Consider the following 25,862-nt stretch of genomic DNA (forward strand, 5'->3'; position numbering starts at 1 on the left):
GTTGCCGCAACGATGCTGTAGAGCATTCCCGGTCGATATGGGATCATTGCGACGAAGCGGCCGGGTTTTGCGAAAAGGCTTGAGACATGGAAATACTGGACGTGCATGGAGTTGCCCTTCCCCTCTCTTCCGATGAGGTGTCGCCGGTCATCTGGCAGGCGCTGACCGACGGCAGCTATGAGGCGAAAGAGGCTCGCAGCGTCCTGAAAGCCATCAAGCCCGGCGATCGCGTGCTGGAGCTGGGCTCCGGTATCGGCATCATCACCTCGATCATTGCCGGCATCGAGGATGTTTCCGTCTGGGCTTTCGAGGCCAACCCTTCCACCGCGGCGCTGGCAGAGCGGGTGATCAAGGCCAATTGCCGGGGCAATGTCGTGTTTTCGCAGGGGCTTCTCACCGCCGACCAGCCGAGCTCCTATCCTTTTTATGTCCGCAGGGATCTCTGGATGTCGTCCATGGACGAAAACCAGGGGCCCTATGAAAAACGCATCGAAATTTCCTCCGCCAATATCGATGAATTTATCGCCAGCCGGGGCATCACCGCGCTCGTGATGGATATCGAGGGTGCGGAACGCGATCTGCTCGGCAGGGCCGATCTGACCGGCGTGGAGCGGATATTCGTGGAGCTGCATGACCATCTTTACGGTCTCGCCGGCGTTCGCGATATCATGCAGGCGCTGACCGCCAAGGGATATGCCTATGATCCGCGCGGTTCACGCGGGCCCTGTGTCCTGTTCTCGAAGGACGAGAGCCCGAGGGAATACGATCCCGAGGTGGACTGAGGCCGCGCCGAATTCACGGAACCGTCCGCCCGTCATCTCCGTTCTCACACTTGCATGAGGGCGCGGAGCGGGTCGACACGTGTGCCGGATTGGTATCCGGGTCGAGAAGATAATTTCATAAACGGCAATTCATTCCCAATTATTGTTGCAATTGTTGCAAGCGTTATCCTGCGTCATCATCCCTCCATCAAACCGGCGCACAACAGGCTGTGCCGGAGATGCCAACGCAACCGAAGGAGAAACGATCATGGGCTTTGTTAAGACGACAGACGGAACCGAAATCTTCTACAAGGACTGGGGCCCGAAGGATGCCCAGCCGATCATGTTCCACCATGGCTGGCCGCTCTCGTCCGATGACTGGGATGCGCAGATGCTGTTCTTCGTTTCCAAGGGTTTTCGCGTCGTCGCCCATGACCGCCGTGGCCATGGTCGTTCCGCCCAGGTTGCCGACGGTCACGACATGGATCACTACGCCGCCGACGCCTTTGCCGTCGTCGAAGCTCTCGACCTGAAGAATGCCGTCCATATCGGCCATTCCACCGGCGGCGGCGAAGTCGCCCGTTATGTCGCAAAACATGGCGAACCCGCCGGCCGTGTCGCCAAGGCGGTTCTCGTTTCCGCCGTGCCGCCGCTGATGCTCAAGACCGAGGCCAATCCGGAAGGTCTGCCGATGGAGGTTTTTGACGGCTTCCGCTCGTCGCTCGCCGCAAACCGTGCGCAGTTCTTCCGCGATGTGCCGGCCGGCCCCTTCTACGGCTTCAACCGCGATGGTGCGACCGTTCATGAAGGCGTTATCCAGAACTGGTGGCGTCAGGGCATGATGGGCGGCGCAAAGGCCCATTACGACGGCATCAAGGCCTTCTCGGAAACCGACCAGACCGAGGACCTGAAGAATATCAGCGTTCCGACGCTGGTGCTGCATGGTGAAGACGACCAGATCGTGCCGATTGCCGACTCCGCCCTGAAATCGGTGAAGCTGTTGAAAAACGGCACGCTGAAGACCTATCCCGGCTTCTCACACGGCATGTTGACCGTGAATGCCGATGTGCTGAACGCCGATCTTCTGGCCTTCATCAAGGGCTGATCCTTCTGCAAAACCACAATGCGGCCGATCATTCGGCCGCATTTTGCGTTTCGCATCAGGCCATGTGGCCTCGCCAGGCATTGCGGTAAGAAGCGAGACCGGGAATGTCGTGTGGCGTGAAATGGCGCTCGCGACCGGCAAGCGGCTTGATGCCGGTGAGCAGGGCCGCACCGGCGCTGGTGCCCGTGGATCCTTCTACCGCCGTTACTTCGGTCTCTGCAAAGCCGGCGAGCGCCTTCAGATAAAGGGTGTTGCTGGCGAAGGGGCCTTCCACAAGGATCGGACCTTTCCGCCCGATGAGCGAGAGGCTGCAGTCGGTCATCAGCGCCAGATAAAGCGACGTCGCTGCGTGCCGTTCCGCCGCCGTGGCATTTTCATCGCCAATCCAGCGCGCCGCCTTGTCCGGAAAGGGGCCGGAGCCGCTGACGACGCTCGGCAGCAGCATCATGCCGCTGGCAACCACGCTGCCGAGAGCCGCTTCTATCGCTTCGTCTTCCGCTGTCCCGAATTGCTGCGCCAGCATTTCATACTCCCTGCCGCCCATGAAGCGCGACGAGGGAACGGGACGGCCGAAAGCATCGACATTCAGGAGTGTGTCACGGGTGGGATCGAGTGCGCCCGTCGCGCCGCCGATGGCGAAATTCACCACCCAGGTGCCGGTGGAGACGACCGAAAAATCACCGTCCCGGCGCAGAAGATGCGGCAGGAGCGATGCGTTGGAATCGTGGATGCCACAATAGACCGGCATATGCGGTGAAAGACCGGTTTCCAGCGCCAGCGACGGGCGAATTGTTCCCAACACATCGAAAGCGGAGCGAACCGGCGCCATCAATTGTTCGATACCGAGACGCGCGACGAGCGAGGAGAAACTTTTCCGCCGTGGGTTCCAGAGATCGGTATGACAGCCGAGCGAGGTCGTTTCCGTGGCCTGAATGCCCGTCAGCCGTCCCGCCCAATATTGCGCATAGGTGACGATGCTGCGAACTCTGGAGAAGTCGTCCGGAAAGGCCGTTTTCTGGAAATGGATTTGCGCGCCAAGGTTCAGCCCGACGGGAAGCTGCGGTGAGCCGGTCTCGGCAAAATCGGGCCTGATGCCGCGATAGGCTGCCTCAATGGCTGTGGGATAGCCGTGTTCATAATCGAGCACCGGCATGGCGAGATCGCCATTTCCATTGAGAAGTGCTGCCGAAGCGCCATGGGTGGTGATGGAAATCGCATCGAAACCGGGCTTCTGGCCGAAACGCTGAAGCGCGGAGAGAATGAAGCGCCAGAGCATTTCCACATCGTAATGCGGATAAATTCCGTCGCGAAGGACGGGGTTCGCCTGTTTCTCAGCGGCAATCTCCTCGCCGCTGCCGGTGTCGATGACGACGACCTTGGCATTGGTCTTGCCGATATCGATGACCGCGACGCGGCCCGGTCTGATACTCTCGCTCATGGCAGATGGAACACCGTCACCAGATCTTTTGCGACCGGCGAATGATCGGGATTGCTCTCCATGATGTCGGCCATATGCGCCCACCACTTCTTCATCACGGGGTGGTCGGGCAGCGCCGCCATGCCGTGGTTCTTGGGGCGCGTCAGCAAGCCGAACAGGATGTTGGTTTCCGGGTCGAGATGGATGGAGTAATCGCTCACACCCGCCTCATGCAGCAGCGTCACCAGTTCCGGCCATATCTCGTCATGGCGTTTTTTATATTCCGCCTGCTTGCCGGGAAAGAGCTTCATCTTGAAGGCGTGTTTTTCAAGTTCAGGCATGGCTTAACTTCTCATGGCGCGAAGGCGGCGGACGACGATGGGGATGGCGATGGTGACGATCAAAAGCAGGCCGACGAAGATCGACATGACGATACCAGGCACGTTCAGCAGCCCAAGACCAAAGGTGACAAGGCCCATGACGAAGGCAGCGATGACGACGCCGGCAATGGTGCCCGAGCCACCGAGAATGGAGACACCGCCCAGCACCACCATGGTCACCACTTCAAGCTCCCACCCTTGAGCGATGGACGGGCGTGTAGAGCCCAACCGCGAGGTGAGGCAGACGGCGGCGATGCCGCTCATCAGGCCGGTGAGCAGGAAGAGGATGAACTTCACCCGCTCGACGGGAATGCCGGAGAAGCGGGCGGCGAAGGGATTGGTGCCGATGACATAGACCTGCCGGCCGAAATTGGTGGCGTGCAGCAGAATGGCGAAGAGGACAGCCATGACGATGAACAGCACGAATTCGAAGGATATGACCGAGATCACGTAACCCTGGCCGAAATAGGCGAAGTCGGCCGGATATTTGCCATAGGCCTGATCGCCCAGCACCATATAGGAGATGCCGCGAAACAGGCTCATCGTGCCGATGGTGACGACGATGGACGGCAGTTTCAGCCCGGCGACCAGAAAGCCGTTGAAAGCCCCGCACAAAAGCCCGGTGCCGATGCCGATGGCGACGAGGCCGGGCATGCCGACGCCCATCTGCACCGCCGCACCCATGGCGGTGGAGGCAAGCGCAATGATGGCGGCGACGGATAGATCGATTTCACCGGCAATGATCAGCAGCGCCATGGCAAAGGCGATGATCGCCTTTTCGGTGAAATTGAAGGTTGCGTCGGAGAGGTTCCAGGCATTGAGGAAATAGGGCGAGGCGAGCGAATTGGCGATGAAGATCAGGATCGCAACGCCAAGCAGCAGCACTTCCCAGCTGGCCATGACACGGCGCAGCGGCGTACCGAGCTTGTCCGGGATGATGCGTGGGGGCTGTGTCGGTTGCGAGGTCATGCTGCGGCCTCCTTGGCCTGATCGGCTGCGGCCCGGTCGCGCAGGATGATGCGGCCTTTTCGAGCTTCGGCGCGGGCGTTGAAGACGACGGCAAGCACGATCACCACGCCTGATATCGCCATCTGCGCGAAGGGTGAGATGCCGATGACGGGCAGCGCGTTCTTGATGACGCCGAGGAACAGCGCGCCAAGCACGGCGCCGGCGACCGAGCCGATGCCGCCGGCAATGGAGATGCCGCCGATCACGTTTGCCGCGACGCTATCCAGTTCGAAACCGGCTGCGATATCCACATAGGCAACGGCGTAACGCGAGACCCAGAGATAGCTGGCGAGCCCGGCCAGCGCGCCTGAGAGCACGAAGGCGAAAAAGCGCGTGCGGCCGACATCGATGCCCGCATAAACGGCAGCACCGGGGTTGCCGCCTGATGCATAGGTCGAGCGGCCGAAGGAGGTGCGGCTGAGCACTAGCCAGGCACCGGCGATGATGAGGATCGCCACCCATGAAAGAACCGGCATACCGAGGATCACGGTGCGCGGTACATTGAGGAAGGTCGGCGAAAGCTGGTGCGCATTCACCCAGCCACCACCAGAGAGCACGAAGGCCATGCCGCGATAGATGGTGAGCGTGCCGAGCGTGACGACGATGGGCGGAATGCCGAGCCACCAGACCAGTACGCCGTTGAGCGAGCCGAGAAACGCACCGATGCCGACCGCCATGACGATGAGAAGCGGCAGGGGAATGCCGGGAAAGGCGGCATTGGTCATGGCCACGGCCATGCCGGTAAAGGCGAGATTGGCGGCAACCGAAAGATCGATGGATTTGGTGAGAATGACCGCCATCTGGCCAAGCGCCAGAATGATGAGGATGGACGTGTCGTTGAAGATATTGACGAGATTGCCGGGCCGGCTGAAACCGGGCGCGCGCAGCGCAAAACCGGCGATCATGACGATGATGATGCCCGCCAGCAGCCATTCGCGATTTTTGAGTAGACGTTGCATGTGGTTGCCCCTCTCAGGCATTGCCGGTGGCGGCGCGCACCAGCTTTTCCGGAGAAAAATCGGCGCGTTCGAACTGGCCCGCCATCAGGCCTTCGCGCATGACGATGGCGCGGTCGGACATGCCGAGGATTTCGGGAAGTTCGGATGAAATCATGATGATGGAAAGCCCCTCGGCCGCAAGCTCGCTGATGAAGCCATGCACGGCGGCCTTCGAGCCGATATCGATGCCCTTGGTCGGCTCGTCGAGGATGATGACCTTGGGCTGGGTGGCGAGCCACTTGCCGATCACCACCTTCTGCTGGTTGCCGCCCGAAAGCGTGCCAACAGGCACTGAGAGTGCGGCGGCGCGCAGGTCGAGCCGCGAGGCATATTTGCGCGCCAGCGCAAATTCATTGGCGGCGGCGAGAAACCCTTTGCGCGAGGTGCGCGTGAGAGAGGGCAGCGACATGTTCTGATAGATTGGCATGTCCAGCGCCAGCCCGTGGCGGCCGCGCTCTTCCGGCACGTAAACGATGCCGGCGCGGATCGCATCCTCCGGCGAACGAATGGTGAGCGGCTGGCCGTTCAGTGTCACCTCGCCAGAGGCCGGTCGGGTGATGCCGAATAGCGACTGGCAAAGTTCGGAACGACCGGCGCCGATCAGCCCGTAAAGGCCGAGAATCTCGCCTTTGCGCAGCTCAAGCGAAATATCGCGGAATTCCGTCTGGTGCGAATAATCGCGAATCGACAAAACCGTTGGCCCCAGAGTGACGGCTTGCTTGGGGAAGGCGTTCGTCACGTCGCGACCGACCATCAGGCGCACGATCTCATCCTGTGGCGTGGTGGCGAGTGTGCCGGCTCCGACCATTTTCCCGTCGCGGAACACGGCGTAATTCTCCGCGATTTCATAGACTTCATCGAACTTGTGGCTGATGAAGAGGATCGCCTTGCCCTGCCGCTTGAGGTTCTCGACGATGCGGAAGAGATCATCGATCTCCTTGCGGGAAAGCGCAGCCGTCGGTTCGTCCATGATCACGATACGCGCCTCGACTGACAACGCACGGGCGATGGCCACGAGATGGCGCTGGGCAATCGACAGGTCTTTCAACCGGATGGTAGGATCGATGGTGCTTTCGAGCTGTTCCAGCAGAATTCTTGCGCGCTCATTGATGGTTTTCCAGTCGATGAGGCCGAAACGGCCTTTGGGCGCATGGCCGAGGAAGATGTTTTCGCCGACCGAAAGTTCGTCGAACAGCACGGTTTCCTGATGAATGGCGGTGACGCCGGCATCGATGGCATCCTGTGCGCCGTGAAAGGTAACGGCCTTGCCATCGAGAAGGATTTCGCCTTCGTTCGGGCGGTAGATGCCGGTGAGGATTTTGACGAGCGTGGATTTGCCCGCGCCGTTCTCGCCGATCAGCGCGGTGACCTTGCCGGGATAAAGTGCGATATCGACGCCATCCAGCGCCTTCACGCCGGGGAATATCTGGCTGATGCCGCGCATTTCGAGAATGGGCGTAGCGCTGGAAGTCGCTGGGATGTCTATGGTTTGGGTTTCAGCACGCATCATTCCGTCTTACCGGTCAGTTTTGAGTGGAGCGGCGAGGGGCACCCCTCTGTCCTGCCGGGCATCCCCCTCAAGGGGGAGATCGGCAAGCGGATAGCACCCTGCTTTATGGATCGAGCGGGTGCGGCATATCGATCTCCCCCTTGAGGGGGAGATGCCCGGCAGGGCAGAGGGGGTGCCCTCCACGCACTGCCGTCACTTCTCAGATCAGAAAATCTTCGAGAACTGATCGATATTCTTCGCGTCGTAGATGAACGGATCAGCCATCGCCGCTTCGCTGTTTTCGCCAACCTTGATCTTGCCCATGCGGCCGGCTTCGATTTCCGAGCCCGGCTTGCCGTCGGCTTCGCCCTTCACAAGGCGATAGGCGATCTGGGTGGCGGAGTAACCGAGGTCAATCGGGTTCCAGATGGCGAATTCCTTGGTGGCGCCTGATTTGATGGCGCCGGCCATCTCCGACGGCAGGCCAAGGCCGGTCACGAAGACCTGACCGATCTTGCCGGCATCCTTCACGGCCTGCGAGGCGGCGAGAACGCCAACCGTCGTCGGCGCTACGATGACCTTCACATTCGGCTGCGAGGAGAGCAGACCCTGCGCTTCGCGGTAGCTCTTGTCGGCAAGGTCGTCACCGTAAACCGTGGTGACAAGGTTGAGGCCGGGGAAGTCCTTCAGCTGCTTCTTCATCTCATCGATCCAGATATTCTGGTTCGTGGAGGTGGTGGTGGCCGAAAGGATGGCGAAGTCACCCTTGCCGCCTTCCAGATGCGATGCGGCGAGCTGCAGGCACATCTTGCCGATCAGCGCGTTGGAAGAAGGATTGAGCTGGAGAATGCGGCCCTCGGGCGCCACGCCGGAATCCCAGGAAATGACCTTGATGCCGCGCTGTGCCGCCTTTTTCAGTGCGGGAACAACCGCGTCGGGGTCGTTGGCGGAAATGGCGATGGCATCAACGCCCTGCGCGATCAGCGAATTGATGACTTCGATCTGGCCTTCCGCCGTGGTGCTGGTCGGACCGGTATAGATGATCTCGACGCCGCCGAGATCCTTTGCGGCCTCCTGCGCGCCCTTGTTGGCGGCTTCGAAAAAGCCGTTACCGAGTGACTTGACCACCAGCGCTATCTTGACGTCTGCGGCCTCAGCAACGCTGCCAAGCCCCGCGACGGAGAGCGCCGCGCTGAGTGCCAGAACGCTGGTCAATGTTCTGCGTGTAAGTTTCATGTCCCTTTTCCTCCCGTTTTGAACCTTGTTTTTCCCTCCAGCGCTCCTCAAGCGACTGAAGAAGAATTCTCCTCATCCGGCGGACCGGCGGTTTTTCCCGCTGCGACTGCACCGGCGATCAGCAATTCGACGCCGGCATCTTCCACCATCCTTGCCGCTTCGTCCGAAATCCCGTCATCGGTGATGATGGTCGTAACGTTTTCGAGCGGACATAAAATCAGGCTGGATCGTTTTCTGAATTTCGAGGAATCGACCATCACGATCAGTTCTTCCGCCTGCCGCATCAGCTTCTGTTCGCTCTGGATGACCAAAGCGTCGGATTCCATGATGCCAAGCGCGCCCACACCCTGCGCGCCGAGAAAAATCCGTCGCGCATAAAAATTGCGGATCGCGTCGTTCTCGAAAGGCGACAGGATAAGGCTCTGGTCGCGATAGATCGCGCCGCCCGGCACGCTGACACTGCATTTGGAATGCTTGACCAGATGCTCGGCAATCGCGAAGGAATTGGTCATCACCTGCAGGCGGCGCGCCGCCATGTAATGCACCATCTGGAATGTCGTCGTGCCGCCATTCAGGATGATTGCGTCCCCATCATTGCAGAGATCGACCGCCTTGCGCGCAATTGCGCGTTTCTTGTCGATATTGACCGATTCGGACACGCGGAAGGGACGTGCGGCAAGATTGCCGAGCTGCGGCGGATGCACCGCTTCCGCCCCGCCGCGCACGCGCCGCAACTTGCCCTGAACGTGCAAAGACGCAATATCCCGGCGGATTGTCGCTTCCGACGCATCCGTGAGTTCAGCAATATCCTGCACCGTCACGACTGCTTTTTCCTGTGTGGCGCTCAAGATGATGCGATGGCGTTCGCGTTCGTGCATGGGGTCCTCCTGACCGTGATTATTCGCAATCTCTTTACGTTGTCAATCAAGAACGATCAAATTAATCAATATCGCGCTGCAACATGAAAATTTATGATCGTTTTTGATTGACATTGTGCTTTTGGATGCGCGATACCTGCCATCAAAGGAGGCGGGCCGATATCGGCTCCGCGAATGCAGACAGATATTGGGAGGAAGACATGACGGGAACATCCCGCCTTCTCGAAAGCCGTTGGGACGACGCTTACGCCAGGACGCTCGATGAGCCCGGCAAGCTGCTTTATCGCTCCAATCTGCTGGGTGCGGACAAGCGCATCACCAATTACGGCGGCGGCAACACCTCTGCAAAGGTGTTGGAAACCGATCCGCTGACGGGCGAGAAGGTCCGCGTCATGTGGGTCAAAGGCTCCGGCGGTGATGTCGGCACCATCAAGCTCGATGGTTTTGCGACGCTTTATCTCGACAAGCTGGAAGCGCTGAAGGGCATTTATAAGGGTGTTACAGACGAGGACCGCATGGTCGGCTTCCTGCCGCATTGCACCTTCAACCTCAACCCGCGTGCTGCCTCCATCGATACGCCACTGCACGGTTTCGTGCCTTACGATCATGTCGATCACATGCATCCGGATGCGATTATTGCGATTGCCGCCTCCAAAAACTCGAAAGAACTCACGCAGCAGATCTTCGGCGATGACATCGGCTGGCTGCCCTGGCGTCGTCCCGGTTTCCAGCTCGGTCTCGATCTCGAAGCTTTCGTCAAGGCAAATCCTAAGGCCAAGGGCGTCGTGCTGGAAAGTCACGGCCTGTTCACCTGGGATAATGACGCCAAGGCGTGTTACGAGCTGACGCTCGCTATTATCAACAAGGCCATCGAATGGTTTGCGGCCAAGACCGAAGGCAAGACGATTTTTGGCGGCGCGGTGGCGAAGAGCCTGCCCCTTGCCGAACGCCGCGCCATCGCCGCCCGGTTGATGCCGGAAATCCGTGGCCGCATCGGCCGTGAGGAACGCAAGCTCGGCCATTTCGACGATCAGGACGCGGTTCTCGAATTCGTCAACTCGAAAGACCTGAAGCCGCTTGGGAACCTCGGCACATCCTGCCCGGATCACTTCCTGCGCACGAAAATCCGCCCGCTCATCCTCGATCTCGATACGGCGAAGCCGGATGTGGACGCGCTGACGGCGGGTCTCGACAAGGCGCTTGAAGCTTACCGCGCTGATTATAGCCGCTACTACGAGGCCTGCCGCCACGACAATTCGCCGAAGATGCGCGATCCGAACCCGGTGATCTTCCTGATCCCCGGCGTGGGCATGTTGTCCTTCGCCAAGGACAAGGCGACGGCGCGCATTGCCGGCGAATTTTACGTCAACGCCATCAACGTCATGCGTGGTGCTTCCACCGTGTCGGAATATCAGGGTCTTCCCGAGCAGGAAGCCTTCGATATCGAATATTGGCTGCTGGAAGAGGCAAAGCTTCAGCGGATGCCGAAGCCGAAGAGCCTTGCCGGCCGGGTGGCATTTGTCACCGGCGGTGCTGGCGGTATCGGCCGGGCAACGGCGGAAAGGCTGGCGGGCGAGGGCGCCTGCGTTGTGCTGGCCGATATCGACGAGGCGGCGCTGGAGGCTGCCAAGGGCGATTTCGTCAAGCGTTACAGCGCTGACGCGGTGCGCAGCGTGAAGCTGGATGTGACGAAAGAGGATGCCGTCATTGCGGCCTTCGCGGAAGCGAGCGTGGAATTCGGCGGCGTGGATATTCTCGTTTCCAATGCCGGTATCGCTTCCTCCGCACCCGTGGAAGATACGACGCTTGCCATGTGGAACAAGAATATCGACATTCTCGCCACGGGTTATTTCCTCGTTTCGCGGGAAGCATTCCGGCTGCTGCGGCGTCAGAATCTCGGCGGCAATGTGGTGTTCGTTGCATCCAAGAATGGCCTTGCTTCCTCGCCCAATGCGTCCGCCTATTGCACGGCGAAAGCTGCGGAAATTCATCTCGCCCGTTGCCTTGCGCTCGAAGGTGCGGAAGCGGGCATTCGCGTCAACACCGTCAATCCCGATGCCGTGTTGCGTGGTTCGAAAATCTGGAATGGTGAGTGGCGTGAGCAGCGCGCGGCTTCATCCAAGATCGAGGTGACCGATCTGGAGGAACATTACCGCAAACGCTCAATGCTGAAGCTCAACGTCTTCCCAGAAGACATCGCCGAGGCGATCTATTTCCTGGCGTCCGACGCTTCCGCCAAGTCGACCGGCAACATCATTAATGTTGATGCCGGTAACGCGCAGAGTTTTACGCGATAAGGCGTTTGGCGCGTTCTTATTTCCGTCATTCCGGCCTTGAGCCGGTATCCAGCCAGCCCAAGTCCTTGGGCTGAAGGAACTTATCCCGCCGCGCAGACGCGCGTCGACTGGATACCGGCTCAAGGCCGGTATGACGGAGATAAGGTCGATAAGCTAAGCATGCACTGGACCGATTCCCGGGAGGAAAAGATGACCGAGACGAAAATCGCCGCCGATGTGATCGCGGCTGAAAACGAAAAGCGCGCCGGCGCACAGAAAGACGACTATCAGGCGCTGGGCAACCAGCTTGCGCGCCGTAACATCGATATCGATGCCGTTACGGCCAAAGTGGCAGAGTTTTTCGTCGCCGTGCCGTCCTGGGGCGTTGGCACCGGCGGCACCCGTTTTGCCCGTTTTCCCGGCACGGGCGAGCCACGCGGCATTTTCGACAAGCTGGATGATTGCGCTGTCATCAACCAGCTGACACGGGCGACGCCCAATGTTTCCCTGCATATTCCGTGGGACAAGGAAGACCCGAAGCGATTGAAAGCCCATGCCGATGCGCTGGGTCTCGGCTTCGACGCCATGAACTCCAATACGTTTTCGGATGCGCCGGGCCAGAGCCATTCCTACAAATACGGTTCGCTCAGCCACACGGATGCCGCCACGCGCCGTCAGGCCGTCGAGCACAACATCGAATGTATCGAGATCGGTAATGCCATCGGCTCAAAAGCGCTGACGGTGTGGGTGGGCGATGGTTCGAACTTTCCCGGTCAGAGCAATTTCACCAGAAGCTTCGAGCGCTATCTTGCCGGCATGGCCGATATCTACAAGGCGTTGCCGGATGACTGGCGCATCTTTTCCGAACACAAGATGTATGAGCCGGCCTTTTATTCCACCGTCGTGCAGGACTGGGGCACCAATTACCTCATCGCCAATACGCTCGGCGAAAAGGCCTTCTGCCTCGTCGATCTCGGCCACCATGCGCCGAACACCAATATCGAAATGATCGTCGCCCGGCTCATCCAGTTCGGCAAGCTCGGCGGTTTCCATTTTAACGACAGCAAATATGGCGATGACGATCTGGATGCCGGTTCAATCGAGCCATACCGCCTGTTCCTCGTTTTCAACGAGCTGGTGGATGCCGAACATCGCGGCGTGAAGGATTTCCATCCTGCCCATATGATCGACCAGTCGCATAATGTGACGGATCCGATAGAAAGCCTGATCTCCAGCGCCAACGAAATCCGCCGCGCCTATGCGCAGGCGCTGCTGGTGGATCGCGCGGCTCTCGACGGTTACCAGCAGGACAATGATGCGCTGATGGCTTCCGATATGCTGAAGCGGGCCTATCGCACCGATGTCGAACCGATTCTTGCGCAGGCGCGGCAATTGGCGGGCGGCGCTATCGATCCGGTGGCGACTTATCGTGCGAGCGGCTATCGCAAGCAGGTGGCGGCGAAGCGCCCGGCTTCGGTTGGCGGCAGTGGCGGCATTGTATAGGGGCGTTGTTTTTTGGGGACGTCCCCACACTCGTCACCCCGGACTTGATCCGGGGTCCAGGTGCGATCAAGTCATTGATCACGCAAGAGTCTTTCACGGCGCAGACGCGCCGTGGCTGGATGCCGGATCGAGTCCGGCATGACGGAAATAGTGTCACTTCCCCGAAGGCGATTGCCGGTGTACCTGAAACGTATGTTCCGGCCCGGGAAACGCCCCCGAGCGAACTTCATCGGCATAGGCTGCCGCTGCTTCGGAGACCGTTGGGCCAAGATCGGCGAACCGCTTGACGAATTTTGGTTTGAAATCGGAAAACAGGCCGAGCATGTCATCGGAAACGAGCACCTGCCCGTCGCAGGCCGGCGATGCGCCGATGCCAACCGTGGGCGCGGCGAGTTTTTCGGTCAGTTCGCGGGCGAGCGGCTCGACGGTGCCTTCCACGACAATGGCGAAGGCGCCGGCCTGATCCACCGCAATCGCGTCGCGCCAGATTTTTTGCGTTTCCGCATCCGAATGTCCGAGCGAGCGGAAGCCGCCGGCGGTGTGAACCAGCTGCGGCATGAGCCCGACATGGCCGAACACCGGAATGCCGCGCGCCACCAGAAAAGCGATAGTCTCCGCCATTTCCTCGCCGCCTTCCAGCTTCACGCCGTCGCAACCGGTTTCCTGCATCAGCCGCACGGCATTGCGGAAGGCCTGTTCCTTCGATTCCTGATAGGTGCCGAAGGGAAGATCGACGATGACGCATGCTCGGTTGACGCCGCGCATGACGGCGCGGCCATGGGCGATCATCATATCCAGCGTGACGCCGACGGTGGTGTCCATGCCGTAAAGCACCATGCCGAGGGAATCGCCGACCAGGAGCAGATCGCAATGCGGATCGAGCAGGCGGGCAATCGGCGTGGTATAGGCGGTCAGGCAGACGATGCGCGCCTCGCCTTTCATCTGCCGGATGGAGGCCGTCGTCAGCCGCTTGTGTTTTCCATGGGCGCTCATTCGGCCGCCTCCCGTTGATTGATCCTGTCGCGCCCGATGACGCGGTTGTCGAGGAGCCGCGTGCTGCCGAGCCTGACGAACAGCGCCACCAGCACCGGTCCCGCCTGCAATGAAGCAACGGGGGCGAGCGTATCGGGATCGCGCACCGCAACGACTTCCGGTGAGGCCAGCGGCTCGGCGGCGATGAATTTTTCTATCGCGGCTTCGAATGCGGCGGGGTCGTCGAAGCCCTCGCCATAAAGCCGTTCTGCCTCATCAAGTGCCTGCGGCACGATCACGGCGGCGGCACGTTCCGCCTGGCTCAAATAAACGTTACGCGAGGAACAGGCGAGCCCATCCGCCTCACGCACCGTGGCGACGGGAACGACCCTGACCGGCTGGGCGAGGTCCTCGACCATGCGGCGTATCAGCGTTACCTGCTGATAATCCTTCTCTCCGAAATAGGCGGCATCCGGCTGGACGAGATTAAAAAGCTTGGTCACGACGGTCGCAACACCGGCGAAATGCCCCGGCCGCACCGCGCCTTCCAGCTGGCTTCCCAGTTCGGGCACATCCACCACGGTCTGCATCGGGCGCGGATACATCTCGGAGACTTCTGGTGCGAAAAGAATGTCGATGCCCGCCTCTTCCAGCAATGCGCTGTCGCGGGCGAGATCGCGGGGGTAACGGGCCAGATCCTCATTCGCACCGAATTGCAGCGGGTTGACGAAGATCGAAACCACCGTCACGTCGTTTTCCGCCTTGGATTGGGCAACAAGCGTCAGATGGCCGATATGGAGAAAGCCCATGGTCGGCACGAAGCCGATGGTTTTGCCCGCACGGCGAAAGGCGGCGGTGGCATCCCGCAATTCGGCGACGGTTTTTACAAGCTGCATGGGTCTCCTCCGGCTTCCCCAATCGCTGCCCGGCGAAAGGTGCTGGATAGAACTCGATTTGCCGAACGGGGTCAACGGACGCATCGGGATTATATCGATTAACCCTATGACGACTTTCGAGAAAACCGGTGCTCGGACAGATGGCGGCGATCACCCCACCCAGAGCGGTTTTCTTTTTTCGGCAAAGGCCAATCGCCCCTCCCGCGCCTCGTTGCTGCCGCTGATCGTGGCGATGACGCTTTCGGCAAAGGCGAGCCGGTCGCCTGCGGGCATATCGCGCATCTTCAGCAACGCCGCTTTTCCGGCCGCGATGGCGCCCGGCGCATTCTGCCGCAACCGGGCGAGAACATCCTCCACCACGCCATCGAGTTCGTCCGACGGGACAGCCCGGTTGACGAGGCCAAGGCGCTCCGCATCAGCGGCGTTTATCGCGGCGCCGAGATAGGCCATTTCCTGAAGCTGGCTCAGGGGTATCTTCGCCAGAAGCTTTGCCGCCACCATGGCCGGGAAAAGCCCAACGCGGACCTCCGGCAGGCCGAATTCGGCATGGTTGGCGGCATAGGCGAGATCGCAGGCGGCGATGAGGCCCAGCCCGCCGGCCAGAGCCCGACCGTTGATGCGGGCGATGACGGGCCTGTCGCAGCTCTCGATGGCACGCATCACATCGGCAATAGGGTTGGTTCCATCCCGCGAGAGGAACATGCCGCCGGCGCTTTCTTTCAGATCGGCCCCGGAGCAGAAGCTGCGGTCTCCCGCGGCCGTTATCACCACGGCGCGCAGGCCGCCATCACCGGATGCCGTGCGGATGGCCGTCGTCAGGCCGTCCGTCATCGCAGAATTCAAGGCATTGTGTACTTCCGGCCGGTTGAGCGTCAGCCAGAGAACGTCTTTGCGTCTTTCGCTCAGCAACTCGTGCGCCATGCGCGTCACCTTTCCTGTCTTGCCGCAATCAACGCCTTGCCGGCGCGGGCCGCATTCGGTCTGCCGAGATGCCGGCTGATCCAGTCGCCGGTTCTCGCCATCGCCATCAGGTCGATACCAGTTTTAATGCCAAGCCCCTGCAGCAGATAAACGACATCTTCAGTGGCGACGTTGCCGCTGGCGCCCGGCGCAAAGGGGCAGCCGCCCAGCCCGGCCACCGAACTGTCGAAGACAGAGATACCTTCATCCAGCGAGGCCAGAACATTGGCGACGCCCTGCCCATAGGTATCGTGGAAATGCATGGCGAGTTTTTCACGCGGGACGCGGGCAGACACTCGCTTGATGAGATTGCGAATCTGGTCCGCCGTGCCGACGCCGATCGTATCGCCGAGCGAGATTTCGTAACAGCCGAGTGCGATGAGCGCCTCGGCCATCGCCGCCACCTCATCGGGTGCAACCGTACCGTCATAGGGGCAGCCGGCTATGCAGGAGACATAACCGCGCACAAGGATGTTCCGGCCAGCCGCGGCTGATGCGACATCGCGCAGGCGCTCGAGGCTTTCGGCGCGCGAGCAGCCGATATTGTGCTGGCTGAAACCTTCGGATGCGGAGACGAAAACGGCGATTTCTGTCACACCGGCTTCAATGGCGGCCTCGAAACCTTTCATATTGGGAACGAGCGCCGGATAGGCGGTGCCGGGTCGCCTTTCGAGGCCCTGGAACACCTCTTTCGAACCCGCCATTTGCGGCACTTTTTTGGGTGAGACGAAAGCGCCCGCTTCCACCGCCGCCAATCCGGCTGCGGCCAGCCGTTCGATCAGCTCGATCTTGATGGCGGCTGAAACCTCGGCGCTTTCGTTCTGCAAGCCATCACGCGCGCCCACTTCGACAATTTTGACGGTTCGGGGCCAGCTCATCTCAGCCGCCCTCCGGCTCGAAATCCACCAGCACCGCACCGGCCGCGACCATATCGCCCTCGTTGCAATTGATGGCCGTGACGGTGCCTTTCGCGGGCGCACGGATCGTGTGCTCCATTTTCATCGCCTCCATCACCACAAGCGCCTCGCCGGCCTCAACCGCGGCACCGTTGCTGCTCAGCAAGGCGCGGATGACGCCGGGCATGGGTGCTTCCAGACCGCCGGTATGAGTAGCGGAATCCGCGATATCGACGGGATCCGGTTGGCTGATGCGATAATGCTCGCCATCCAGAAAAAGCGCGTAATGGCCATCCTCTGTAAAGAAATGGCCCTGCCTTTTCCTGCCTGCCACGGTCGCTAGGAATTTGCCATCGTCCGAGAGGCCGCCATGGGCGCTGATCGCGCGTCCGTCGATCTCCAGCGAAAAACCATCCGCCTCATGCGTGACGCCGACGCCAAGCGGCTGGTTGTCAAACACGAAATACAGCGTTTCCCGCGCCGGCGCGTTGAGGCGGAAGGCGGCCGTCGTGTTCCACGGGCTATGGGGATCGGCCTGTGAACCCGGGTTTCCGTTTTTTTGCGGCGCAAGCAGCAGGCCAAGCGCGGCCATGGCTATCTCGTTCCCGGCCGTTGCTGCCGGGGCAAACAGCGCCGCCTCGTTACGGGCGATGAAACCGGTATCGAGATCGGCGTTCGCGAAGGCCGCCAGTCCCGCAAGCCGCGTCAGAAAGGCGGCATTGCTGGTGACGCCGCAGATCGCCAGATTTTCGAGCGCCAACCGCAGACGCCGTACCGCCGATTGGCGATCTCGGTCCCAGACGATCAACTTGGCGATCATCGGATCGTAATGCACGGTGATGGCGTCGCCGGCGCGTATGCCGCTGTCGATCCTGACGTGAAGGCCCTGATCGGGAAAAACAAGATGGCTGACGGTGCCGATCGACGGCAAAAAATCATGCGCCGGGTCTTCGGCATAAATCCGCGCCTCGATGGCGTGGCCGTTTATGCTGAGACCGGTCCAGTCTTCCGGCAGGGGCTCTCCGTTGGCGACGCGGATCTGCCATTCGACCAGGTCGAGACCGGTAATATATTCCGTCACCGGATGTTCGACCTGAAGCCTCGTATTCATTTCCATGAAATAGAAGTCGCCGGAAGGGTCGAGCAGGAATTCCACGGTTCCCGCGCCGCGATAATCGATGGCGCGGGCGGCGGCGACCGCCGCTTCATACATGCGCTGGCGAAGCGCATCGGGCAGACCGGGGGCAGGGGCTTCCTCTATGACCTTCTGGTGCCGGCGCTGGATCGAGCAGTCGCGCTCGAAAAGCGAAACACACTTGCCGTGGCCGTCGGCAAAGACCTGCACTTCCACATGGCGCGGCCGTTCAAGGTATTTTTCGATCAGCATGCGGTCATTGCCGAAGGCGGCCAGCGCTTCGCGTTTTGCACCCGCAAGCTCCGCTGCGAAGTCGCGCTTTTGCCGGACGATACGCATGCCCTTGCCGCCGCCGCCGGCTGAGGCCTTGAGCAGCACCGGATAACCGATCGTGTCCGCCTCGCTTGCCAGTCGTTTCTCCGATTGTTCGTCACCGTGATAACCGGGAACGACCGGAACGCCGGCCTCTGCCATCAGCGCCTTTGCCTCGCTTTTTCCACCCATGGCGCGGATTGCCGCTGCTGGCGGGCCAATGAAAACGAGGCCGGCTGCGGCGCAGGCTTCGGCGAAACCGGCATTCTCCGAAAGGAAACCGTAACCCGGATGAATGGCTTGCGCGCCGCAGGCTTTTGCGGCGGCGATGATTTTTTCACCGTCGAGATAGGAGGCTCGCGCGGGTGCTGCGCCGATGGTTATGGCCTCGTCGGCCAGCGTCACATGCATGGCGTCACGGTCTGCATCCGAATAAACGGCAACGGTGCGGATACCCATCTTGGCGGCGGTGCGGATGATGCGGCAGGCGATTTCGCCCCTGTTGGCGATCAGTATTTTCGAGAACATGGTCGCCTCACATCCTGAATATGCCGAAACGGGTGGGTTCTATCGGTGCGTTAAGCGCGGCGGACAGGCCAAGGCCGAGCACGAGGCGGGTATCCTTCGGGTCGATGATGCCATCGTCCCACAGCCTTGCGCTGGCATAATAGGGATGTCCCTCCCGCTCGTATTTTTCCCGGATCGGCTGCTTGAACGCCTCTTCGCCTTCCTGCGACCAGTGGCGGCCATCGGCCTCGATGCCGTCGCGGCGGATTTGCGCCAGAACGGACGCCGCCTGTTCACCGCCCATCACGGAAATGCGGGCATTCGGCCACATCCACAGGAAGCGTGGCGAATAGGCCCGGCCGCACATGCCGTAATTGCCGGCCCCGAAGGAGCCGCCGATGATGACGGTGAATTTCGGCACTTTTGCCGATGCTACGGCGGTGACGAGCTTCGCACCATCCTTGGCGATACCACCGGCTTCATAGGCCTTGCCGACCATGAAGCCGGTGATGTTTTGCAGGAAAACCAGCGGGATGCCGCGCTGGCAGCAGAGCTCGATGAAATGCGCGCCCTTCAGCGCCGATTCCGAAAAAAGGATACCGTTATTGGCGATAATTCCAACGGGATAGCCATGGATATGGGCGAAACCGCAGACGAGCGTCGTGCCGTAGAGCGCCTTGAACTCGTCAAATTCCGAACCATCCACCAGTCGGGCAATGATCTCGCGCACCTCGAAGGGTTTTCGCGTGTCGGCAGGAACAATGCCGTAAAGCTCCTCAGCCGGATAAAGCGGGTCTGCGGGTTCGCGGATATCCAGCTCCACCTGCTTTCGGCGGTTCAGCGTGGAAACGATCCGCCGGGTCAGCGCCAGCGCATGGCGGTCGTCATGGGCATAATGATCGGTGACGCCGGATTGGCGGGAATGCACATCCGCGCCGCCGAGGTCCTCCGCACTTACCACCTCGCCGGTCGCCGCCTTCACCAGCGGCGGGCCGCCGAGAAAGATCGTGCCCTGATTTTTGACGATCACGGACTGGTCGCTCATGGCAGGCACATAGGCCCCGCCCGCCGTGCAGCTGCCCATCACCACGGCGATCTGGGCGATACCTTCCGCCGACATATTGGCCTGATTGTAGAAGATGCGGCCGAAATGATCGCGGTCGGGAAACACCTCGTCCTGATTGGGCAGGTTCGCGCCGCCGGAATCCACGAGGTAAATGCAGGGCAGGCGGTTCTCAGTGGCGATTTCCTGCGCGCGCAGATGTTTCTTCACTGTCAGCGGATAATAGGTGCCGCCTTTTACCGTCGCGTCATTGGCGACGATCACACATTCACGGCCCGAGACCCGGCCGATGCCGGTAACGATGCCGGCGGCGGGAACGGGTTCGTCATAGACCTCGTAAGCTGCAAATTGCGACAATTCCAGAAACGGGCTGCCGGGATCGAGAAGGGCCTCGATGCGGTCACGCGCCAGCAATTTGCCGCGGGAAAGATGCCGTTCGCGGGCCTTTTCGCCGCCGCCTCTGGAGATTTTTTTCGACATGTTGGCGCAGGTCATCGACCAGCCCCGACATGAAATCGACATTGGCAGCAAAGGTGGGGTCGCGGTTCAGACTGGAAGTAAGCTTCATCGCGTCCTCACCCGTTGCCCTTGACCAGTTCGCGGCCGATCAGCATCCGCCGGATTTCACTGGTGCCGGCGCCGATCTCGTAAAGCTTGGCGTCGCGCAGCAAACGTCCGGCCGGGCTTTCATTGACATAGCCGGAGCCGCCGAGAAGCTGGATCGCATCCAGCGCCACCTGTGTCGCCCGCTCGGCGGCAAATAGGATTGCGCCAGCGGCGTCCTGCCTCGTGATGCGGCCATTGTCGCAGGCCCGCGCCACGGCATAGACATAGGCGCGGGATGCATTCATGGACGAGTAGATATCGGCGAGCTTGCCCTGCACCAGCTGGAATTCGCCGATAGCCTTGCCGAATTGTTTGCGCTCGCGGGCATAGGGCAGCACCAGATCGATGGCCGCCTGCATGATACCGACGGGGCCGGCGGCCAGCACGGCTCGCTCATAGTCCAGCCCGCTCATCAGCACCGTCACGCCGTCATTGAGGCGGCCGAGAATGTTCTCTTCCGGCACCTCGCAATCCTCGAACACCAGTTCTGACGTGGGTGAGCCGCGCATGCCGAGCTTGTCGAGTTTCTGGGCCGGGCGAAATCCCTTGAAGCCCTTTTCGATCAGGAAGGCGGTGATGCCGCGCGGGCCGGCGGACATATCCGTCTTGGCGTAGACCACCAGCGTATCGGCCTCGTGGCCATTGGTGATCCACATTTTTGCGCCGTTCAGCACATAGCGATCACCCCTGCGTTCCGCCTTCAGCCGCATGGACACGACATCCGAACCGGCTTCCGTCTCGCTCATGGCGAGTGAACCGACATGTTCACCGGAGACGAGTTTCGGCAGATATCTATGCTTCTGCTCTTGCGTTCCCCAGCGGTGAATCTGGTTGATACAGAGGTTGGAATGAGCGCCGTAGGAAAGGCCGATGGAAGCCGAAGCCCGGCTTATTTCCTCCATCGCCACGCAATGGGCGAGATAACCCATGTCGGCACCGCCGAACTCTTCCGAAACGGTGATGCCGTGCAGGCCGAGCTCACCCATCTCCGGCCAGAGCTTGCGTGGAAAACGGTCGTCCCTGTCGATCTCTGCCGCCAGCGGAGCGATTTTATCATCTGCGAATGCACTTGCGCTGTCGCGCAATGCTGCGATTTCCGGGCCGAGATCGGCATCGAAAATGGCGGCGAGGTTCAAACTCATCGCGTCTCCTCCTCCGGACGGCAGGCCGTCCCTCTTTTCAGCAGTCGGCACCTCCTCCGCGCCGGCAGCTCTTATTTACGGCGTGTCACCCCCGGTGAAGGCGGCGGAACGGCGCACGAATGTCTTGATGGCGAAATTGGACTGGATGCGCGACACGCCGGGAACCGTGGTCAGGAAATCCAGTAGCTCCTGATAATGCGGCAAATCCCGCACCATGGCGTGGATCAGGTAATCGGAACTGCCGCTGGTCTGATAACCGCCCACGACTTCGGGGATAGAAGCGACATGGTGTTCGAAGGTCGTCAGCGCTTCCTTGATCTGCCGTTCCAGCGTGACGGAGATGAAGACGCCCATATTGCCGAGCAGCCGGTTTTCATCGAACACGGCGGTATAGCCACGAATGATGCCTTCCTCTTCCAGCTTGCGTACACGGCGCAGCGTTGGCGTGAAGGAAAGGCCGATGCGGGCCGCCAGATCGCGCCAGCTCACCCGCCCGTCATCGCCGAGCACATGCAGAATCTTGCGGTCGAAACTGTCGAGCTCAATCATGGATCATTTGCTCTATGATATGACTAATTGTTGGATCAAAGATATCGTCAATCAAAAAACTGTCAATCAAAATAGCTTTGAAATGAATTCGAGATAGTGATAGCGTTCACCTCAGTCGCGGTCTGGAGGAGATTGCGATGACGGTCGCTCTCTTAAGTGGGAGAATGGCCAAGGGAGGTGAATTTGGCTGTGCATGACCCTGTCGTGATCGTCGGGGCCGCCCGTACTGCTATGGGTGGGTTCCAGGGCGAATTCAAATCGGTGGCCGCGCCCGATCTCGGTGCGGCGGCGATCCCGCGCGGCTGCTGAGCGGGCTGCGGTTCCGCCTTCTGATATTGACGATGTGCTGATGGGTTGCGTGCTTGCGGCGGGGCAAGGGCAGGCTCCGGCCAGACAGGCGGCCATTGCCGCCGGAATCCCCAACTCGGTTGGTGCGACGACGATCAACAAGATGTGCGGCTCTGGCATGAAAGCGATCATGCTGGCGCATGACCAGATTTCGGCGGGAAGCTCTTCAATCGTGCTTGCGGGCGGCATGGAAAGCATGAGCAACGCGCCCTATCTCTTGGACCGCGCCCGCAACGGCTATCGTCTCGGCCATGGCAAGCTCACCGACCACATGTTTCTGGATGGCCTCGAAGACGCTTATGACAAGGGTCGGCTGATGGGCACTTTCGCTGAAGATTGCGCTGAAGCCTACCAATTCACCCGTGCCATGCAGGACGACTATGCGCTGACCTCGCTGGAGCGCGCCCGGCGTGCCATTGCTGAGGGGGCTTTCGAAGCGGAAATAGCGCCCGTCGTGGATATCTCGGTGGACGAGCAGCCGGGCAAGGCGAAGCCGGAAAAGATCCCGCAACTGAAGCCCGCCTTTCGCGATGGCGGAACGGTGACGGCGGCCAATTCCAGCTCGATTTCCGATGGCGCGGCCGCTCTCGTTCTCATGCGTCGCTCCGAAGCGGAAAGGCGGGGCCTTTCACCGCTGGCGACCATTATCGGCCAAACCTCTTATGCGGATGCACCCGCCGGATATCCAACGGCTCCCATCGGCGCGATGAAAAAGCTGTTCGATAAAACCGGCTGTGCGGCGAAGGATATCGATCTGTTCGAAATCAACGAGGCCTTTGCCGTGGTGGCGATGGCGGCAATGCGCGATCTCGATCTGCCACATGAGAAGGTGAATGTGCATGGCGGCGCCTGTGCGCTCGGCCATCCCATCGGCGCTTCAGGCGCGAGGATCGTCGTCACCCTGCTGGCCGCTTTGCAGCGCCACGGGCTGAAACGGGGCGTGGCCGCCGTCTGCATCGGCGGCGGCGAAGCAACCGCGCTCGGCATAGAGCGACATTAAGGGGAGGCGGCGATGATCCTGAACGAAGCCCAGCAGCAGATCAGGGACATGGCCCGCGATTTCGCCCGCGAGCGGCTCGCCCCTGGGGCTGCTTCGCGTGACCGGGAAAGCCGGTTCCCGAAAGACGAACTGAAAGAGATGGGAGATCTCGGCTTCCTTGGGATGCTTGTCTCCGAGGACTATGGCGGGTCGGAAACCGGTGCCGTTGCCTATGCTTTGGCGGTGGAGGAAGTCGCTGCCGGTGACGGGGCCTGTTCCACCATCATGAGCGTGCACAATTCGGTCGGCTGCGTGCCGATCCTGAAATTCGGGACCGAAGACCAGAAGCAGCGTTTCCTGCCGAAACTGGCTTCCGGCGAATGGATCGGTGGTTTTGCGCTGACCGAACCGCAGGCCGGTTCCGATGCCTCCAACCTCAAGACCCGCGCCCGGCGCGATGGCGACCGCTACATTCTCGACGGCGCAAAGCAGTTCATCACATCAGGCAAGAATGGCGATGTCGTCATCGTCTTTGCCGTTACCGATGCGGCGGCGGGCAAGAAGGGCATCAGCGCGTTCATCGTGCCGACCGATACGCCGGGTTACGAGGTCATAAGGGTCGAAGAAAAGCTCGGCCTGCATTCATCCGACACCTGCCAGATTGCCTTTACCGAGATGGCGGTACCGGCCGAACTGCGGCTGGGCGAAGAGGGGCAGGGGTATCGCATCGCGCTTGCCAATCTGGAAGGTGGGCGCATCGGCATCGCCGCGCAGGCGGTCGGCATGGCGCAGGCCGCCTTCGAGGCGGCGCGGGATTATGCGCGCGAGCGCAAGGCCTTCGGGCAGGCAATCGTGGAGCATCAGGCGGTGGCGTTTCGCCTCGCGGACATGGCGACGCGGATTGAGGCGGCGCGGCAGCTGGTGCTGCATGCGGCGGCGCTGAAGGAAGCGGGTGAGCCCTGTCTTTCGGAGGCCTCGATGGCCAAGCTCTTCGCCTCCGAAATGGCCGAACGCGTCTGCTCGGACGCCATCCAGATTCACGGCGGTTACGGCTACATGGCGGATTATCCGGTGGAGCGGATCTATCGCGATGTGCGCATCTGCCAGATTTACGAGGGGACCAGCGATGTCCAGCGGATGGTAATCGCGCGGAACCTTTGAGAGTTGTTTCGCGGTCTGGAGGAGATCGCGACGGGAGGAGTAGAATGGATATAACCGAAACGCCACGTCTCAGCCTGCATGTTCCCGAACCTGCGGTGCGGCCCGGCGGGGAGCCGGATTTCTCCAATGTGAAAATACCCAAAGCCGGTTCCGTGCCGCGCCCGGAAGTTGACGCCGCGCCGGAAAGCATGCGCGATCTCGCCTATTCGATCATCCGTGTCCTCAATCACCAGGGCGAGGCCGTTGGGCCGTGGGCCGGGCTGCTTTCGGATGAAGACTTGCTGGTGGGCCTCAAAAACATGATGCGGCTTCGGGCTTTCGATGCGCGCATGCTGATGGCGCAGCGGCAGGGCAAGACCTCCTTCTACATGCAGCATCTGGGTGAAGAGGCGGTGAGCTGCGCCTTCCGCAAGGCGCTTTCCAAGGGCGACATGAATTTCCCGACCTATCGGCAGGCAGGGCTGCTGATCGCCGACGATTACCCGCTCGTCACCATGATGAACCAGATCTATTCCAACGAACTGGATCCGCTGCATGGGCGGCAGTTGCCGGTGCTTTATTCCTCGAAGGAGCATGGTTTCTTCACCGTCTCCGGCAATCTCGCCACGCAATATGTGCAGGCGGTCGGCTGGGCGATGGCGTCGGCCATCAAAGGCGATACGAAGATCGCCGCAGCATGGATCGGCGACGGTTCGACGGCGGAGTCGGATTTTCACTCGGCGATGGTCTTTGCCTCCACCTACAAGGCCCCGGTGGTTCTCAATATCGTCAATAACCAATGGGCGATTTCCACCTTTCAGGGCATCGCGCGCGGCGGCTCCGGCACCTTTGCGGCGCGCGGGCTGGGCTTCGGCATTCCCGCACTTCGGGTCGACGGCAATGATTATCTCGCCGTTTATGCCGTGGCGCGCTGGGCGGTGGAACGGGCGCGCCGCAATCTCGGCCCGACGCTGATCGAATATGTGACCTATCGTGTCGGCGCCCATTCCACGTCGGACGATCCGAGCGCTTACCGCCCTAAGACGGAATCCGAGGCATGGCCGCTGGGCGACCCGGTTCTGAGGCTCAAAAAACACCTCATCCTGCGCGGCGTCTGGTCGGAGGAAAGGCACCGGCAGACGGAGGCGGAAATCGCCGATGAGGTGCTTGAGGCGCAGCGCGAGGCAGAAAGCCACGGCACGCTGCATGAGGGCGGCAAACCGCCGAAAAAGGATATTTTCGAAGGCGTTTACGCCGAGATGCCGCCGCATCTCGTCCGCCAGCGCCAGAAGGCAGGATGGTAAGA

The 25,862-nt window shown here is 60.8% G+C and carries 20 protein-coding genes and 2 pseudogenes; 7 read left to right on the forward strand and 15 right to left on the reverse strand.

What is annotated here, in order from left to right; all coding sequences use genetic code 11:
- Positions 1–86 precede the first annotated feature (86 nt).
- Both O3W47_RS07885 and O3W47_RS07890 read left to right on the forward strand, forming a co-directional pair.
- Positions 87–782, forward strand: a complete 696-nt coding sequence (locus tag O3W47_RS07885; protein WP_137453811.1) for an FkbM family methyltransferase — start codon at positions 87–89, stop codon at positions 780–782.
- A gap of 247 nt (positions 783–1,029) precedes the next feature.
- Positions 1,030–1,866 carry an alpha/beta fold hydrolase gene (locus O3W47_RS07890; RefSeq protein WP_003522568.1) on the forward strand — a complete coding sequence of 279 codons (837 nt, stop codon included), beginning with the start codon at positions 1,030–1,032 and terminating at the stop codon, positions 1,864–1,866.
- 55 nt (positions 1,867–1,921) lie between these two features.
- Here the strand turns inward: O3W47_RS07890 and O3W47_RS07895 are convergent, their stop codons facing one another.
- The 7 genes from O3W47_RS07895 to O3W47_RS07925 form a co-directional block, all read right to left on the reverse strand.
- On the reverse strand, positions 1,922–3,304 hold the full coding sequence (locus tag O3W47_RS07895) for an FGGY-family carbohydrate kinase (protein ID WP_137453812.1): 1,383 nt from the start codon (positions 3,302–3,304) through the stop codon (positions 1,922–1,924).
- Complete coding sequence (rhaM, locus tag O3W47_RS07900; RefSeq protein ID WP_127755676.1) at positions 3,301–3,624, reverse strand: L-rhamnose mutarotase; 324 nt, start codon at positions 3,622–3,624, stop codon at positions 3,301–3,303. Before rhaM ends, O3W47_RS07895 begins: the two co-directional genes overlap by 4 nt.
- Positions 3,625–3,627: 3 nt before the next feature.
- A complete protein-coding gene (locus O3W47_RS07905; protein ID WP_137453813.1) occupies positions 3,628–4,632 on the reverse strand; it encodes an ABC transporter permease in 1,005 nt (334 codons plus the stop codon).
- Positions 4,629–5,630 (reverse strand): ABC transporter permease, encoded by a 1,002-nt coding sequence (locus O3W47_RS07910; RefSeq protein ID WP_137453814.1) that lies wholly within the window; start codon positions 5,628–5,630, stop codon positions 4,629–4,631. The genes O3W47_RS07905 and O3W47_RS07910 overlap by 4 nt, the downstream gene beginning before the upstream one ends.
- 13 nt (positions 5,631–5,643) lie before the next feature.
- On the reverse strand, positions 5,644–7,179 hold the full coding sequence (locus O3W47_RS07915; protein ID WP_170985939.1) for a sugar ABC transporter ATP-binding protein: 1,536 nt from the start codon (positions 7,177–7,179) through the stop codon (positions 5,644–5,646).
- Positions 7,180–7,383: 204 nt separating this feature from the next.
- Positions 7,384–8,394, reverse strand: a complete 1,011-nt coding sequence (gene rhaS, locus O3W47_RS07920) for a rhamnose ABC transporter substrate-binding protein (RefSeq protein WP_080819280.1) — start codon at positions 8,392–8,394, stop codon at positions 7,384–7,386.
- A gap of 47 nt (positions 8,395–8,441) precedes the next feature.
- Entirely contained in the window at positions 8,442–9,272 is an 831-nt protein-coding gene (locus O3W47_RS07925) for a DeoR/GlpR family DNA-binding transcription regulator (protein ID WP_065118076.1), read from the reverse strand.
- 200 nt (positions 9,273–9,472) lie between these two features.
- Here O3W47_RS07925 and O3W47_RS07930 point away from each other — a divergent pair, with 200 nt between their 5' ends.
- Together O3W47_RS07930 and rhaI are read left to right on the forward strand one after the other, a co-directional pair.
- Entirely contained in the window at positions 9,473–11,569 is a 2,097-nt protein-coding gene (locus tag O3W47_RS07930; protein ID WP_269313403.1) for a bifunctional rhamnulose-1-phosphate aldolase/short-chain dehydrogenase, read from the forward strand.
- Positions 11,570–11,758: 189 nt separating this feature from the next.
- Positions 11,759–13,051 carry an L-rhamnose catabolism isomerase gene (rhaI, locus tag O3W47_RS07935; protein ID WP_269313404.1) on the forward strand — a complete coding sequence of 431 codons (1,293 nt, stop codon included), beginning with the start codon at positions 11,759–11,761 and terminating at the stop codon, positions 13,049–13,051.
- A 153-nt stretch (positions 13,052–13,204) separates the two neighbouring features.
- On the opposite strand, the gene panB is transcribed toward rhaI, so the two are convergent.
- The 8 genes and pseudogenes from panB to O3W47_RS07975 all read right to left on the reverse strand — a co-directional run bounded on the left by panB (position 13,205) and on the right by O3W47_RS07975 (position 22,089).
- A complete protein-coding gene (panB, locus tag O3W47_RS07940) occupies positions 13,205–14,044 on the reverse strand; it encodes a 3-methyl-2-oxobutanoate hydroxymethyltransferase (protein WP_269313405.1) in 840 nt (279 codons plus the stop codon).
- Positions 14,041–14,919 carry a pantoate--beta-alanine ligase gene (gene panC / locus O3W47_RS07945; protein WP_269313406.1) on the reverse strand — a complete coding sequence of 293 codons (879 nt, stop codon included), beginning with the start codon at positions 14,917–14,919 and terminating at the stop codon, positions 14,041–14,043. Before panC ends, panB begins: the two co-directional genes overlap by 4 nt.
- Before the next feature lie 150 nt (positions 14,920–15,069).
- Entirely contained in the window at positions 15,070–15,840 is a 771-nt protein-coding gene (locus O3W47_RS07950; protein WP_269313407.1) for an enoyl-CoA hydratase-related protein, read from the reverse strand.
- Positions 15,841–15,845: 5 nt separating this feature from the next.
- A complete protein-coding gene (locus tag O3W47_RS07955) occupies positions 15,846–16,757 on the reverse strand; it encodes a hydroxymethylglutaryl-CoA lyase (RefSeq protein WP_269313408.1) in 912 nt (303 codons plus the stop codon).
- A 1-nt stretch (position 16,758) separates the two neighbouring features.
- The gene (locus O3W47_RS07960; protein WP_269313409.1) at positions 16,759–18,750 is read right to left on the reverse strand and encodes an acetyl/propionyl/methylcrotonyl-CoA carboxylase subunit alpha; all 1,992 of its coding nucleotides are present in this window, start codon (positions 18,748–18,750) and stop codon (positions 16,759–16,761) included.
- Between the two features lie 7 nt (positions 18,751–18,757).
- A pseudogene (locus tag O3W47_RS07965) lies at positions 18,758–20,360 on the reverse strand (carboxyl transferase domain-containing protein).
- Positions 20,361–20,367: 7 nt separating this feature from the next.
- Positions 20,368–21,540, reverse strand: coding sequence for an isovaleryl-CoA dehydrogenase (locus tag O3W47_RS07970; RefSeq protein ID WP_127755687.1), 1,173 nt, complete (start codon positions 21,538–21,540; stop codon positions 20,368–20,370).
- A 75-nt stretch (positions 21,541–21,615) separates the two neighbouring features.
- The gene (locus O3W47_RS07975; RefSeq protein WP_003524741.1) at positions 21,616–22,089 is read right to left on the reverse strand and encodes an Lrp/AsnC family transcriptional regulator; all 474 of its coding nucleotides are present in this window, start codon (positions 22,087–22,089) and stop codon (positions 21,616–21,618) included.
- Positions 22,090–22,272: 183 nt separating this feature from the next.
- Here O3W47_RS07975 and O3W47_RS07980 point away from each other — a divergent pair.
- From O3W47_RS07980 to O3W47_RS07990, 3 genes and pseudogenes are all read left to right on the forward strand, one after another.
- Positions 22,273–23,437 (forward strand): annotated as a pseudogene (locus tag O3W47_RS07980) (acetyl-CoA C-acyltransferase).
- A 12-nt stretch (positions 23,438–23,449) separates the two neighbouring features.
- Entirely contained in the window at positions 23,450–24,577 is a 1,128-nt protein-coding gene (locus tag O3W47_RS07985; RefSeq protein ID WP_127755689.1) for an acyl-CoA dehydrogenase family protein, read from the forward strand.
- Between the two features lie 44 nt (positions 24,578–24,621).
- Entirely contained in the window at positions 24,622–25,860 is a 1,239-nt protein-coding gene (locus tag O3W47_RS07990) for a 3-methyl-2-oxobutanoate dehydrogenase (2-methylpropanoyl-transferring) subunit alpha (protein ID WP_127755690.1), read from the forward strand.
- Positions 25,861–25,862: the final 2 nt, after the last annotated feature.

It is taken from the genome of Agrobacterium sp. LMR679, from assembly GCF_027157905.1.
GTDB lineage: Bacteria > Pseudomonadota > Alphaproteobacteria > Rhizobiales > Rhizobiaceae > Agrobacterium > Agrobacterium leguminum.

Coding starts and splice junctions, on each gene's coding strand:
- O3W47_RS07885 (WP_137453811.1), top strand. CDS start 87: ATGGAAATACTGGACGTGCATGGAGTTGCCCTTCCCCTCTCTTCCGAT.
- O3W47_RS07890 (WP_003522568.1), top strand. CDS start 1,030: ATGGGCTTTGTTAAGACGACAGACGGAACCGAAATCTTCTACAAGGAC.
- O3W47_RS07895 (WP_137453812.1), bottom strand. CDS start 3,304: ATGAGCGAGAGTATCAGACCGGGCCGCGTCGCGGTCATCGATATCGGC.
- rhaM (WP_127755676.1), bottom strand. CDS start 3,624: ATGCCTGAACTTGAAAAACACGCCTTCAAGATGAAGCTCTTTCCCGGC.
- O3W47_RS07905 (WP_137453813.1), bottom strand. CDS start 4,632: ATGACCTCGCAACCGACACAGCCCCCACGCATCATCCCGGACAAGCTC.
- O3W47_RS07910 (WP_137453814.1), bottom strand. CDS start 5,630: ATGCAACGTCTACTCAAAAATCGCGAATGGCTGCTGGCGGGCATCATC.
- O3W47_RS07915 (WP_170985939.1), bottom strand. CDS start 7,179: ATGATGCGTGCTGAAACCCAAACCATAGACATCCCAGCGACTTCCAGC.
- rhaS (WP_080819280.1), bottom strand. CDS start 8,394: ATGAAACTTACACGCAGAACATTGACCAGCGTTCTGGCACTCAGCGCG.
- O3W47_RS07925 (WP_065118076.1), bottom strand. CDS start 9,272: ATGCACGAACGCGAACGCCATCGCATCATCTTGAGCGCCACACAGGAA.
- O3W47_RS07930 (WP_269313403.1), top strand. CDS start 9,473: ATGACGGGAACATCCCGCCTTCTCGAAAGCCGTTGGGACGACGCTTAC.
- rhaI (WP_269313404.1), top strand. CDS start 11,759: ATGACCGAGACGAAAATCGCCGCCGATGTGATCGCGGCTGAAAACGAA.
- panB (WP_269313405.1), bottom strand. CDS start 14,044: ATGAGCGCCCATGGAAAACACAAGCGGCTGACGACGGCCTCCATCCGG.
- panC (WP_269313406.1), bottom strand. CDS start 14,919: ATGCAGCTTGTAAAAACCGTCGCCGAATTGCGGGATGCCACCGCCGCC.
- O3W47_RS07950 (WP_269313407.1), bottom strand. CDS start 15,840: ATGGCGCACGAGTTGCTGAGCGAAAGACGCAAAGACGTTCTCTGGCTG.
- O3W47_RS07955 (WP_269313408.1), bottom strand. CDS start 16,757: ATGAGCTGGCCCCGAACCGTCAAAATTGTCGAAGTGGGCGCGCGTGAT.
- O3W47_RS07960 (WP_269313409.1), bottom strand. CDS start 18,750: ATGTTCTCGAAAATACTGATCGCCAACAGGGGCGAAATCGCCTGCCGC.
- O3W47_RS07970 (WP_127755687.1), bottom strand. CDS start 21,540: ATGAGTTTGAACCTCGCCGCCATTTTCGATGCCGATCTCGGCCCGGAA.
- O3W47_RS07975 (WP_003524741.1), bottom strand. CDS start 22,089: ATGATTGAGCTCGACAGTTTCGACCGCAAGATTCTGCATGTGCTCGGC.
- O3W47_RS07985 (WP_127755689.1), top strand. CDS start 23,450: ATGATCCTGAACGAAGCCCAGCAGCAGATCAGGGACATGGCCCGCGAT.
- O3W47_RS07990 (WP_127755690.1), top strand. CDS start 24,622: ATGGATATAACCGAAACGCCACGTCTCAGCCTGCATGTTCCCGAACCT.